The organism is Chitinolyticbacter albus, assembly GCF_024437655.1.
Classification (GTDB): Bacteria; Pseudomonadota; Gammaproteobacteria; order Burkholderiales; family Chitinibacteraceae; genus Chitinolyticbacter; species Chitinolyticbacter albus.
In genome coordinates, this window is record NZ_JANBVF010000007.1 from 61,109 (window position 1) to 74,708 (window position 13,600).

General features: G+C 63.3%; 9 protein-coding genes. 2 read left to right on the forward strand and 7 right to left on the reverse strand.

All coding sequences use genetic code 11. The features are described from left to right. Nucleotides 1–16 precede the first annotated feature (16 nt). From NLI84_RS06265 to argH, 3 genes are all read right to left on the reverse strand, one after another. Nucleotides 17–502, reverse strand: coding sequence for a hypothetical protein (locus NLI84_RS06265; protein ID WP_255988959.1), 486 nt, complete (start codon nt 500–502; stop codon nt 17–19). A 5-nt stretch (nt 503–507) separates the two neighbouring features. Further along, nucleotides 508–975 carry a GNAT family N-acetyltransferase gene (locus NLI84_RS06270; RefSeq protein ID WP_255988961.1) on the reverse strand — a complete coding sequence of 156 codons (468 nt, stop codon included), beginning with the start codon at nt 973–975 and terminating at the stop codon, nt 508–510. Nucleotides 976–1,047: 72 nt separating this feature from the next. Continuing rightward, on the reverse strand, nt 1,048–2,436 hold the full coding sequence (gene argH, locus NLI84_RS06275; protein WP_255988966.1) for an argininosuccinate lyase: 1,389 nt from the start codon (nt 2,434–2,436) through the stop codon (nt 1,048–1,050). Nucleotides 2,437–2,624: 188 nt separating this feature from the next. On the opposite strand from argH, the gene NLI84_RS06280 reads away from it, so the two are divergent. After that, nucleotides 2,625–3,227, forward strand: coding sequence for an SPOR domain-containing protein (locus NLI84_RS06280; protein ID WP_255988968.1), 603 nt, complete (start codon nt 2,625–2,627; stop codon nt 3,225–3,227). A gap of 47 nt (nt 3,228–3,274) precedes the next feature. Beyond that, nucleotides 3,275–3,925 carry a thiol:disulfide interchange protein DsbA/DsbL gene (locus NLI84_RS06285; RefSeq protein ID WP_255988969.1) on the forward strand — a complete coding sequence of 217 codons (651 nt, stop codon included), beginning with the start codon at nt 3,275–3,277 and terminating at the stop codon, nt 3,923–3,925. 377 nt (nt 3,926–4,302) lie between these two features. On the opposite strand, the gene NLI84_RS06290 is transcribed toward NLI84_RS06285, so the two are convergent. The 4 genes from NLI84_RS06290 to NLI84_RS06305 form a co-directional block, all read right to left on the reverse strand. Beyond that, nucleotides 4,303–10,413, reverse strand: a complete 6,111-nt coding sequence (locus NLI84_RS06290) for an Hpt domain-containing protein (protein WP_255988971.1) — start codon at nt 10,411–10,413, stop codon at nt 4,303–4,305. Between the two features lie 81 nt (nt 10,414–10,494). Continuing rightward, a complete protein-coding gene (locus NLI84_RS06295; protein ID WP_255988972.1) occupies nt 10,495–12,654 on the reverse strand; it encodes a methyl-accepting chemotaxis protein in 2,160 nt (719 codons plus the stop codon). 24 nt (nt 12,655–12,678) lie between these two features. Beyond that, on the reverse strand, nt 12,679–13,188 hold the full coding sequence (locus tag NLI84_RS06300) for a chemotaxis protein CheW (protein WP_255988977.1): 510 nt from the start codon (nt 13,186–13,188) through the stop codon (nt 12,679–12,681). A gap of 30 nt (nt 13,189–13,218) precedes the next feature. After that, nucleotides 13,219–13,581 (reverse strand): response regulator, encoded by a 363-nt coding sequence (locus NLI84_RS06305; RefSeq protein WP_284699838.1) that lies wholly within the window; start codon nt 13,579–13,581, stop codon nt 13,219–13,221. Nucleotides 13,582–13,600: the final 19 nt, after the last annotated feature.

Below are 13,600 nucleotides of genomic sequence, written 5' to 3' on the forward strand. Positions count from 1 at the left end.
TATGAGGCCCAAGGCCTCAATCCCACCACGCGCCGTACGCATGGGAACTTCCGTCTCGGTCAAATTTGTCCGCATGAAGTTCATGCAAGAAAACTTGCCGCATTTCAGCGACGAGGCATTCAAGGGATTCCTCAGAGATGCGTACGCCTACCTCTCCGACTAAAGGGTAATCCTCAACTTGATGCGTCCAATAGGGCAGAACCGCGATGAGTAGCGGGGAGCCAGCGCAACCGAACTTCCAACCCTGCACCTGCCCGCGGAAACGCTCGACGGCTGCGGCTACCTTATCGCCATTGAATTGATTGAACTGTTTAACGATAGGCAGCACTGCCTGTAGTTCTATAGTTGTAAGTACCTCGGTAAGAAATTCATTCGAGCAGAATGCTGCCTCTGGGTCGATAGAGTTACCGAACCCAATACGAACGAATTCTTGCGCAAGCGGGATACGACGTAGGGAAGTGCGAGCCATAGCATTGAAAAATGTGTGATCCGTGGAAGGCATGACACCTAGCCCGGCATTATCACCTCATCGATCACCATGTCGATATGGGCAATGCCGTCCTCGTCGTATTCGTCGCCGATCCGCACAAAGCCATGCCGGCCGTAGAAACATTCGAGGTGCGCCTGGGCGCCGATGCGGTGGCCCTGGCCGGGGTAAAGCGCCGCGGCCCGGCGTAGCGCCTCGGCGATCAGCAGGTGGCCAGCTCCGGTGCCGCGTGCCAGCGGCGCAATCACCACACGGCCGAGCGAAGGCTCGGCATATTTGAGCCCGGGCGGCACCAGCCGCAGGCAGGCAACCAAGCGGCCTGCCTCATCGTACCCGGCAAGGTGCAGCGATGGCGCATCGTAGTCGTCCATGTCCGGGTAAGCGCAGGTCTGCTCGACAACGAATACGTCCTGGCGCAGGCGCAGGTAGTCGAACAGCGCGAGCGCGGTGAAATCGGCAAGCGCGCGCCAAGTCCAGTTGATATGCATGTTGTCCTCCCGCGCCAAACGATAAGCCCCGCGCTGCGGCGGGGCTATCGGGTATTTCGGCGATGCCGGCGATCAGCCAGCCAGCTTCTCGCGCCAGCGGGCCACCTGCATCCGCACCTGGTTCGGCGCGGTGCCGCCGACGTGGTCACGTGCGGCAAGGCTGCCTTCCAAGGTGAGCACGTCGAAAATCTTGGCGTCGATCAGTGGCGAAAAGCTTTGCAGCTCGACCATCGTCAGATCGGACAGGTCCTTGCGCTTTTCCTCGGCATAACGCACGGCCAGCGCAACGGCTTCGTGCGCATCGCGGAAGGCCAGGCCCTTCTTCACCAGGTAGTCCGCGAGATCGGTCGCGGTGGCGAAGCCCTGACGCGCGGCGCGTTCCATCGCCTCCGGCTTCACGGTGATGCCGCGCATCATGTCTGCGTAGATGCGCAGCGTATCGGTCAGCGTGTCGACGGTGTCGAACAGCGGTTCCTTGTCTTCCTGGTTGTCCTTGTTGTACGCCAGCGGCTGGCCCTTCATCAGCGTGAGCAGCGAAATCAGGCTGCCATTGACGCGGCCGGTCTTGCCACGCACGAGCTCGGGCACGTCCGGGTTCTTTTTCTGCGGCATGATCGAGCTGCCAGTACAGAAGCGATCGGCGATATCGATGAAGCCGAAGCGCGGGCTCATCCACAGGATCAGTTCTTCCGACAGGCGCGACAGGTGGGTCATGATCAGCGCGGCGGCGGCGGTGAATTCGATGGCGAAGTCACGATCGGAAACCGCATCGAGCGAGTTCTCACACACGCCCTCAAAGCCCAACAGCGCGGCGGTCATGCGGCGATCGACCGGGAACGTGGTGCCGGCGAGCGCGGCCGAGCCCAGCGGCAAGCGATTGACGCGACGGCGACAGTCCGTCAGGCGCTCGGCATCACGGCCCAGCATTTCCACATACGCCAGCATGTGGTGGCCGAAGGTCACCGGCTGCGCCACCTGCAGGTGGGTGAAGCCGGGCATCACCGTGGCGGCGTGCTTGTCGGCCAGTTCCAGCAGGGAGGTCTGCAGATCGGCAACAAGGCCAACCAGCAGATCAATGGCGCCGCGCAGATACAGGCGGATATCGGTGGCGACCTGGTCATTGCGCGAACGGCCGGTATGCAGGCGCTTGCCGGCGTCGCCGATCTTCTCGGTCAGACGGCGCTCGACGTTCATATGCACGTCCTCCAGATCGAGCGACCAGTCGAAAGTACCGTGACGGATGTCGTCGAGGATATCGGCCATGCCGCCCTGGATGGCACGCAAGTCCTCATCCGACAGCACACCCACCTTGTTCAGCATGGTGGCATGCGCCAGCGAACCCTGGATGTCCACTTCGGCCATGCGCTTGTCGAAGGAAACCGAGGCCGTGTAGCGCTTGACGAGTTCGGAAACAGGCTCGTTGAAGCGACCGGACCAGGTCTTGTTGGCGTTATCCTGCATGGCGACATCCGTGAACTTGCTTTTGAACGGGGCGATTATACGGACGAGCCCCCTGTGCTGCAGCAACAACAGTAGATTGTGATCCAGATTGCTCACCAACAAGCGCCCAGCAGGGTTGATCCACCGTATAATCGCGCGCTTGACCCAGCGCGCACGGACAGGACAAGGGCGAGGCAATGAGCAAGGATATGAAACGTTCCCGCGGTAGCGGCTCTGGCGGCGGCACGTCGCTGTTGACCGGGCTGTTGATCGGCCTGTTGGCTGGCGTACTGGCGGCAGTGGCGCTGGCGTTCTACCTGAACCGCGGCAATAACCCGTTCAGCAATTTCGGCAAGGAAACCCCCTCCGACGCCGTCGCCAACGCCTCGGCGCCTGCCGGCAAGGGGCCCGAAGTGTTGCGCCCGGATGGCAATGAAAAAGGCGGCGAAGCGCAGACCGATTTCGACTTCTACAAGGTGCTGCCGGAACTCTCCGAGGGCAAGGAAACCAAACCGACGGGCGCCCCCGGCCAGGTTCCGGCCCCCGAAGCCAGCGCCCCGGCCAAGGTCGAGGCACCCCGCGGCACCTATCTGCAAGTGGGCGCATTCCAGAACGAACAGGATGCCGACAACCTCAAGGCCAAGCTCGCGCTGGTCGGCGTCGAGGCGTCGATCTACACGGCGGACGTGCCGGACAAGGGCGTATGGCACCGGGTGCGCATCGGTCCGTTCAACAGCCTCGGCGATCTGGAAAGAACGCGCGACTTGTTGAAGAACAACGGCGTCGATGGCACCGTGGTACGCGGCAACTGAAACACAAGACCAAAAGGGGAGTAGCGATGTTTGCTCGGATATTGAAAGTGGGTGTACTCACGGCCGGCCTCTTGGCCGCCTCGCTGTCGTTCGCGGCGACTACGGAAGGCAAGGAATACACGCGGCTAGCCAAGCCGCAGCCGGTCGCCGCACCGGGCAAGCTCGAGGTGGTCGAATTCTTCTGGTACGGCTGCCCGCACTGCTACGCGATCGAGCCCTATACGGAAGCCTGGGCCAAGAAGCTGCCGGCCGACGTCAAGTTCCGCCGCGTCCACGTGATGTGGCCGGGCCGCAGCGATCTGGAAGGTCACGCCAAGATCTTCGTTGCACTGGAACAGATGGGCATCGGTGAGAAGTACGCCAGCCGGGTGTTCCGCGCCGTGCAGACCGAACGCATCGAACTGCGCCGCGCCGATACCCTGTTCGACTGGGTGAAGAAGCAGGGCATAGACCAGGCCAAGTTCAAATCCGCATACAACGGCTTCTCGATGGGCGTGTCGCTGGGCAAGCTCTCGCAAACCACGCAGGACTACAAGATCGAGGGCGTGCCCACCTTTATCGTCAACGGCAAGTACGTGACCTCGCCCAGCATGGTCGGCACCGAAGACGGCCGCGTATTCCAGGTGATCGACGAATTGCTCGCCAAGGAGCGCGGCGGCAAATCTGCCGCCAAGCCGACGGCACCGGCCAAGAAGTAGGCGTCACGCGGCAAACAGAAGGGCAGGATTTCCTGCCCTTTTTTGTTTTCGACCTCGCTGCGCGATCAGGTAACCCATTCCCGGGCCTCGGCAATGCCCCCAAGCTCAAGCAGCCGGGACGCAATTGAAATAGCGTCCGCGCCTGGTTCAATTTCGAACCAAGCTGGGTCGCCCGCCAGGAGGTGATCGGTCAATGACTTCGCGGTGGCTAGCAACATGCAGACGTAACACTGCAGCAGCTCGGCTGCGCAACGTGCTGAAACCTAGCCACCTGGAAACAACGACGCCAGGCGTTGAAGCGAAGCACCTGCGCGATCCGTACTACCGCATGCCAGGAGCCCCAAACAACAAGGGGCGAATCGTCGCCCCTTGTTGTTCTACCGTTGCTGCGCCACGAAGTGGCGGATATGCCCCAAGAGCTCGTCTTCCTGGTACGGCTTGCCCAGGAACACGTTCACGCCAAGCTCGAACGCGTAGTTCTTGTGCTTGTCCGCAGTGCGCGAGGTGATCATGATGATCGGGATATCGCGCGTACCCTCGTTGGCCCGCACGTTGCGCGTGAATTCGAAGCCATCCATGCGCGGCATCTCGATATCGACCAGCATCACCGCCGGCTTCACTTCGCCCAATTGCTGCAGGCCGTCGACGCCGTCCTTGGCCGTCACCACCTGGTAGCCTTCGCGTGCCAACAGGCGCCCGGTGATCTTGCGCACCGTGAGCGAATCGTCGACCACCATCACCACCGGGTTGGTCTGCAGCTGCTCCGGCGCGGCGGAGACCTGCCGGCCGCTGGCCGCGACTTCGCCGCGCTCGAGCAGCGCGATCGGGTTCATGATCAGCACGATGTCGCCATTGCCAAGCACGGTGGCCCCGGCCACGCCGGCGATCCGCGCCAGCTGCGGGCCGATGGACTTGACCACGACTTCGACGTTCTTCACCAGCTCGTCGACGTGCAGCGCCATGCGCGCGGCACCGGAACGCAGCAGCAGTATGGTGGAGAAGCGCTTCTGCTCGGGCACGGTGTCGGCATCGCCAACTAGGCGCGGGAAGTAGGAAAACGGATAGCTCGATCCCAGCCATTCGGCCGAGCGCGTTTCGTACAGATGCGCCAGCGCTTCCTGCTTCAGCTCCTGCACCTGCTCGATCATCACCGACGGAATCGCGTACAGCCGCGTCCCCGCCTTCACCAGCAGCACTTGTGTCACCGCCAGCGTCAACGGCAGGTGGATCGTGAAGGTCGTGCCCTGTCCCGGCACAGTGCCCACCTCGATACGGCCGCCGAGGTTGCTGATTTCGTTCTTGACCACATCCATGCCGATGCCGCGGCCCGACAGCTGCGTGACCGACGACGCGGTGGAGAGACCCGGCTCGAACACCAGCTGCATCAGATCGCGTTCATTGAGCTTCTGGTCCGCGGTGATCATGCCGCGCTCCAGGCCCTTGTTGCGAATCTTCTCCAGGTTGAGGCCGCGGCCGTCGTCCTTGATCATCAGCACCAGCTCGTTGCCTTCCTGGCGCACTTCGATCTGGATTTCGCCAAACTCCGACTTGTTCGCTGCCAGGCGCTCATCCGTGGTTTCGAGGCCATGGTCGATCGCGTTACGCAGCATGTGCTCGAACGGCGAAATCATTTTTTCCAGCACTGAGCGGTCAATCTCGACGCGGCCACCCTTGAGTTCCAGGTTGACCTTCTTGCCCACTTCCTTGCCGGTCTGACGGATCAGGCGATAGAGGCGATCGGACACACTGCCGAACGGCACCATGCGCACCCGCATCAGGCTCTGCTGCAGCTCCTTGGTCATCCGTGCCTGCGCGGTCAGCGCCAGCCCCGATTCGTCGAGGTTCTTCAACAGGTTCTGCTGAATGGTCGAAACGTCGTTCACGCTTTCGGTAATGAAACGCGTCACTTCCTGCAGACGGGTAAAGCGATCGAACTCCAGCGGATCGAAGTTCTCGTGCTTGCCTTCGAATTCCTTCGTCCTGGCCTGCATCTGCGATTCGGCCTGGATTTCGAGTTCGCGCATCTGGCCACGCAGACGTGTCACGTTTTCGGTCAGGTCGAGCAGCGAGCCCTTGAGCGCAAGCATCTCCGATTCGATCCGCGCACGGGCGATCGACACCTCACCGGCCTGGTTGACAAGCTCGTCGACCAGCTCCGACTTCACGCGGATCGTTGCCTTGGCTTCCGGATCGGCAAGGCCCGCCACCACCGCCTGCGGCATGGCCGCGCCCGGCTGCGCCAGGCCTGGCACCGCCTGCTGCGCAGCAGCAGCCTGGGCCGGGGCAGCCTTGCCGCGGCCGGTCAGGTCATCAAACAGCGCCGAGATCAGGTCGTAATCGAGCTCCAGCTCGTCGAGCAGCGCCTGCGACAAGGTCTCGCCGGTGGCGAGCAGCCGCGATTCCATGCGGTGCGTCGCCTCGCCGATGCGCATCGCACCAGACATGCGGGCACTGCCCTTGAGCGTGTGCAGCGTGCGCTTGAGCTCGTCTGCCTGGTGCGCCTCGCCCTGGTGCAGGCCTTGCAGCTGTGCGCCAACGGCGGGCAGCAGTTCATCCCCTTCTTCAACGAAGATGGGCAACAGCTGATCGTCGATATCATCGGTAAGCAGCGCCTCGATTTCCGCCTTGCGCTCGGAGAGCGTCAGGTTCTCGCTGCCAAGGATTTCCTCCAGCGCCGACGGCGCCTCGCCGAGCATGGCCAGCTCGGCCGGGGGCACGTCATCGCCCTGCTCCGCGGGCCGGAACTCCGCTTCCAGCGCGGCGGCAAGCTCAGCCAGATTGTCGAAGCTGACCGGCGTCTCGTCGGCGTAGTCCGCTTCGGCTGCGGCGTCCAGCACCAGCTCTTCAGCCTCGAGCGGCGGCAATTCGATTTCCGGCTCGGCCGCTTCGGCCTCCGGCGCCGGCGCCGCTTCGGCCTGCAGCACCTCTTCTGCGACCGGCTCGGCATCCGATTCGATCACGAACGCTTCGATCGATTCGGCCAGCACTTCCGTGACCGGATGCACTTCGGCTTCCAGCGACGGCGCCACACCAGCGGCTTCGATCGCTTCGCCAGCCGGCTCGGCGAAAGCTTGCGGCGTGACGACCTCGTCCCAGCTCAGGCTGGGTGTTGCAGCATCCTGCGCAGGTACATCGAAATCATCGAGCGCAATCGTCAGTGCCTGCAGCTCCGGATCGGCCTCGACCGCTTCGTCCATCGGCACCGGCGTCGCGGCGAGGTTTTCTTCGCGCACCGTCTCGGCATCCAGCTGCAAGGCGGTATCCAGCAAGGCCTGGAATGGCGCCAGCGGATCGGCAGCCGGCGTTGCCTCGTTGTCGTCCGGCAAGGTCAGTTCGATTTCCGGGACATCCAGCATCAACGTATCGAGCGCGGGCTCAGGCACGGCAGCCTGATCTGCAAACGATGCGGGGATATCCAGCGTCAGCTCGGCATCGTCACTCGCCTGTACCAGCGGCTCGGCCGGCAGTTCCAAGGCAATCGCCTCAGGTTCATCCAGCGTCAACTCGAAAGGCTCAGCGACGAGCTCGGCAGGCTGCTCGGCATCGTCAATCGCCGGGATCTGCGGCTCGGCCGGCAACTCCAAGGCAATCGCCTCAGGTTCATCCAGCGTCAGCTCGAAAGGCTCGGCGACGAGAGCGGAAGGCTGCTCGTCCGGCGCCAGATCGAGTATGCCGGCGAGCGCGTCTTCGAAAGCGGGCGGCGTGACCGGTTGCGACGCATCGACGTCGAGCAAATTGAGCTCGGCCAGATCGAATTCAGCTTCGGCTTCAGCTTCGCTCGCCGGCGCTTCAGGCAGATCGAATGTCGGCGATTCATCGACAACGGGCGTCGCTACTGCCAGGTCCAGCTTGAGCGACAACTCGTCGTGCAGTGCATTCAGCGCCGCCAGCTCATCCCGCGGATCGGCCGGGTCGCGTAGTGCCAGCACGTCGGTCAGCATATTGTCGATGCGGGCGATAGCGGCCTGCAGCGGGGCGGCGTAGGGGGTGGGGTCCGGCTCCAGCTCCTGTACCAGGTGTTCGATCGCGTAGGCGAGCTCGCCTAGCGAGCGGAACCCGGCCGTCGATGCAATGCCGCCCAGCGTATGTGCGGACAGCAGGAAATCAGGCAGCAGCGCCTCGCCACGTCCCAGCCGTGCGCTGCCGTCGTTCAGGCGCTCGCGATGATGCAGCGCTTCCTCGCGGAAGATGGCAAACAGGGTATTGGAAACCGTAACGCCACCAACTTGTACTTCGCCATCGGGCGGGTTGGCATCTACCGGCTCGGTCTGGACCACAACTTCCGGCGCGGCCGGTTGCTGCGCGTGATCGAGGCCATGGCGCAGCGCATCGGCCCGATTCGTCAACTCATCGGCGTCGACCTGGGCGCTGCCGGTATTGGAAAGCTCGCCCACCCAGCGGGTGAAGTTGGCGTGTGCCTCTTCGATCAGATCGAACAGCGCGGCGGATGCCGGCTGTTCCAGTTGCAGCCATTTGTTCAGGACCTGCTCGATCCCCCACGCTGCCTCGCCCAGGTGGTTGAGGCCGACCATGCGACCGCTGCCCTTGAGCGTATGGAAGCCACGACGGATCACCGTGAGCGCTTCGCGATCGCTCGGCGCGCTGCGGCTGATCGCAAGGTGTTCGGCGATCGTCGCCAGCACTTCGACCGCCTCTTCCAGGTACACGTCGAGCAGCTCGGCATCGACTGCGGCATCCGATTGCGGCAACGCGCGCGGTGCGACGGCAGGCTCGGGAACCGGTTCCGGTTCGGCGTGTGCCGGCCCAATGGGCGGCTCGGCCTCCAGCGTGGCCGTCAGCTCATCGGGGGTGGTATCGATGTCGCTGGTTCCGGCCAGACGCGCCAGCGCCGGGCCGATCAGCTTGTCGGCTTCGCTCTGGTCGCGTTCGAGCGCATCGACATAGAAGCCGAGGCTGGACAGGCCTTCGGCCAGCTCTTCCAGCTCCTCGTCGCTCGGTGCTTCCTCGCCCGAGGCATACCGCTGGATGCGCTGCGCGCACAGCTGCAGCAGCAGCACGGCTTCAGCGCGATCGAGCATCATCAACGCGCCCTGCAGCTGGCGCAGGCTGCCATCGAGCTTGGCCAGATCCTGTGCACGCTCCGGATCGCGGAAGTAGCCGTCCAGCGTTTCCTCTATGGTCTGCAGGTTGCTGCGCATTTCCTGCGCCAGCTGCGCCAGCAGCATCTTTTCCTGCGCGGCGCGACTGACTGCATCGAGCTGCGGCAGCGCAGTATCGGAATCCGGCTGCGCCAGGCGCTGACGCATGGCACTCGCCTGCTCGGCAAAATCGGCGGCAATCTGCGGATAGATGGCGAGCGCGTTATCGGCGAGCAGCAGCGCAGTCGCCATTTCCAGTGCATCGGATTCGCCGACGCGGCCGTGCTTCAAGCGCTCGCACGCTTCGGCCACGCCCAGCCACAGCTCGTCGAGGCCGTCGATCTTCAATTCGCGTGAACGCTCGGCCAGCCGATGCAACTCGCTCGCCAGCGCCGGCAGGCGCTCGGCCTGCCCCGCAGCAACGCGACTCCAGAGATCCTTGGCGGTGGCGAGCTCGTCGCGCAGCGCACGGGCCTCACGCCGATGCGCCTCGGCCTCGGGGCTGAGTGCATCGCCATAGTGCTCGGGCTTGAGGACCTCGAGCTCGAAGGCGCGCGCCAGATGGCCGCCCAGGTGATTGGGATCCTTGGCATGCGCCAGTACATAGAGCAGATCGCGGAACAGGCGTTCGGCCACCTTGCCAGAGCCATCGGCAAGGCGACGCAGCTGCAGATTGAGCCGCATCAGCAACAGCTTGGGATCGATATCGCAAGCAAATGCCTCGCGCGCTACGGCATCCAGCACACCGGCCGCGGCCCACCAGAAGGTGCGGACCACGCCGCCGGTTTGCGAGGCCGCCAGTTCAGACAAGGCCCGGCTCATCGCCACCGCAGCCCCGGCTTCGCCGTTGCGCAACCAATGCAACAAGCCTGCCTCGAAGCGGGTGCGTTGCTGCTTGACGAAAGCGGCCCAGGTGGCCGGGTCGGCGCGGCGCGACGGCAAGCCACCCGGCAGCGTCAGGTCGGACAGCTGTGGGAAGAACAGCTCGGAACCGCTGCCCGAACCACCACGTGCAACGGACAGCTCGGCAAAACGCGGCGCCAGCGTCAGCGGCACATTGGGCGCACCGGCGGCAATGCGATCGAGGTAGAGCGTGGCATCGGCCAGCGCAGCCTGAGCCAGTACATCGGCGCCGGGCGCGGCCTCCTCGCGGGCGATGGCCGCGACCAGCTGCTCGATTTCCTCGCAGAAGCGGGCAAGGCCCGCGAGCTCGACCATTTCCAGCGCGCCGACAGTCTGGTGCAGATGGGTCTGCGCATGCTTGAGATGGGCCGAGTCCGGTTCGGACTCGTGTTTCTTCAACGCCTCGCTGGCGCGGGCCAGCGTCTGATCCAGCTCACCCTTGAGCCAGACCAGCGAGCCCTGATCGAATTCGGTATGCGCGCTCATGCTTTGTTCTCAATACGGTTGCAGGGCATCTCCAGGCACTGCCTGGCAGCGCCCGTGGCTTGCGCAATGGCAGTTCTCGGGTCAGGACAGCTTGAAGCCCGAGACCGATTCCTTCAGTTCCTGCGCGAGACCGGTCAGCTGGCCCACGGCAGCAGCCGATTGACGGGTGCCCTGCGAGGTCTGGTCGGTAATGCCCAAAATGTCGCGCATCGAGGTGTTCACACGGCCGGCCAGAGTGGTCTGGTCTTCGGTTTCGCGAGCGATCGACTCGATCAGACGCGCCAACTCGTCGGTAATGCGGCGAATTTCGGTCAGCGCGGTACCGGCGGCATCGGACAACTTGGCGCCTTCGACCACACCCTGCGTCGACACTTCCATCGCCGCCACGGCGTCGTGGGTATCGGTCTGAATGGTCTTCACGATGGCGCCGATCTGCTTGGTCGCCTCGCCCGAGCGTTCGGCCAGGCGCTGCACTTCCTCGGCGACGACCGAGAAGCCGCGGCCCGCTTCGCCGGCTGCGGCGGCTTGGATGGCGGCATTCAGCGCCAGCACGTTGGTCTGCTCGGTAATGTCCGAGATCAGTTCCACGATTTCACCGATCTCCTGCGACGACTCACCCAGGCGCTTGATCCGCTTCGCGGTCTCCTGGATGTGTTCGCGGATTTCGTTCATGCCCTTGATCTGGTTCTGTACGGCGTTGGCGCCCTTTTCGGAAGCGATCAGCGAGGACTGCGCCACGCGGGCCGATTCGGCAGCGCTGTGCGACACGCCCTGGATCGAGCGCACCATCTGCTCGACGTTCTGGTTGGTGTCGACAATTTCCTGCGACTGGCGCTCGGCAGCAGCCAGGAGTTCGCCCGAGATCGCCTGCGCCTCGCCGGTCGCGCGGTTCACCTGATCGGTGGCGCGGTTGATTTCGGTAATCAGCGTACGCAGCTCTTCAATCGTGTAGTTGATCGAGTCGGCGATGGCGCCGGTCAGATCTTCCGTCACCAGCGCGCGCACCGTCAGATCGCCATCGGCGAGGTCCGACATTTCGTTCAGCAGCCGCAAAATGGCTTCCTGGTTCTTCTTGTTCTCGGATTCGAGCGCGAGACGGCGGCGCAGCGATTCCTGGTTGAACACGCGGATCAGGAAGTAGAGCGACAGCAGCGCAGCCACGATCAGCAACAGTTCGAGCAGCGTGATCAAGGTGTTGCCGGCGGTGTTTTCATAGATGCCGGCTAGCTGCTGCGTTTCTGTCAGCAGTTTGTCCGACTCACGGACGATGGACTGGTTGGCCAGGCGGGTATTCACCAGCGGCTGCATGTTCTTGGCGAACGAAGCCACCACGGTTTCGAAATCCTTGAACAGCGTATTGATCTCGTTCAGACGCTCGACCATGGCCGAGCTCGGCACCGGACGCAGCTGCAACTCGTCATTGCCGTCGATGAAGCCGGTGACGATCTCCTTGAAGGTCGACACGTCCTTGCCCAAGAGGAACACCACCTCGGGGTTGATCAACTCACCCGCCAGCATGGCGTTGGCGTTCTTGGCCATACGCTGGCTCAGCATCGAGAGCTGGTTGGCGTAGTCGAGTTCGCGGATGTTGCCACCACCCTCGGCCAGCATTGTGGTGAACTGCTGCGTCATCTCCAGCAGCTTGGCATCGTTGGCGTTGATACCGGACACGCTCTCGCCGACCGCGATCAGTGGCGTCTTCTGGCCGAGGATGGTCTGCACCGTGGGACGGCTGGGGTTGTCACGGAAATTTTCGTCCCAGGTCTTCTCGACCGAGGCCAGCAGATCGCCGGGATTGCGTGCCAGCCAACTGAACAGCGTGCGCGATTTCAGACGTTCAAGGTTGTCGTTGAACTGGCCATAGGATTGCTCCAGCACCTTGAAACCATCGGCCGAGCCCTGCACCGACTGCGTCGACGCCCGCGCGATCCGCTGCGACAGCATCTGCATCTCGGTCGCGATCGAACGGCGTTCGCTGTTGACGCTGGACGACTGGAAGGAGAGGAAGGCCACCAGCGCGAACAGCAGCACCGAGCCGATCATGACCAGCAGCAGGATCGCCATCTGCTGGCGACTAGGCAGGTGACCGATGCCTGGAACCGGCTTGAGCAGCTTGCTCTCATCGGCCTCCGGCAACCGGATCCGCTCCAGAATCCAGGTGGTCTTGAGCGGGTCGTACTTGCTCTTGGCCGGACTGCCGGATGTGCCCTTTCCGAACAGCGACTTCATGTTGAATGCCATTTTCCTCTCCCGATCCTGCTGTTTTTAAAGTCCGGCCTGCAGGAAGGCCGCTTCGGTTGCGAGTTTGGGAATGTCGAGCACCTGCCAGGCAGTACCCCCGGCGTCCTGATAGCGCGCGCCGGCCCACGGCGCATCGCCGTGAGGTTCGATTTCGTTCAGGTCCGCCAAGTGCTTGAGGCCGAGCATGCGCTCGACCAGCACTGCAGCGTGCGGCAAGTGGCGTGGATGCAACAGAACCAGCCGGTTGGCCGGATTGGCCACGAGCCCGGGGCCGCCGAAGAAGCCCGACAGATCGCTCACGCTAACCAGATTGCCCCGGATATTGGAGGTACCGCGAAACCACGACTGTGCCAGCGGCACCGGCGACACGGTGGGTACCGGCATCACCTCGGCCACGTCGGCAAGGTCGAGCAGCCAGTTCCGATCATGGATGCGCACGCCGAGGCGCGCGTCGACCTGAGCGGCGGCGGCAGCCGTTTTCAAGCGTGCAACCACGCCTTCCTGGTATTCACGCAGGCTGATGCGCTTGGCCATGAGCCCTCCCCGTTCTTGTTCTTGCCAGCGTTACAGTGCGGCGATCTTGGTCAACAGTTCCTGCGGATCGACCGGCTTGACCACGTATTCCGACGCGCCCTGGCGCTTGCCCCAGACCTTGTCGGTTTCCTGATTCTTCGACGTGCACATGATAATCGGAATGTGCTTGGTCGCCTCTTCCCGGCTGATGGTACGCGTCGCCTGGAAGCCGTTCATGCCCGGCATCACCACATCCATGAGGATGAGATCCGGCATGATGTCCTTGACCTTCTCAACCGCTTCTTCGCCCGATTCCGCCGTCACCACCTGGTAACCGTTCTTGGTCAGCAGCTCACCAAGGAAATGGCGTTCGGTGGGAGAGTCGTCGACGATCAGCACTTTTTTGATGCTCATTGCTTCGTTCCTAGTCGGT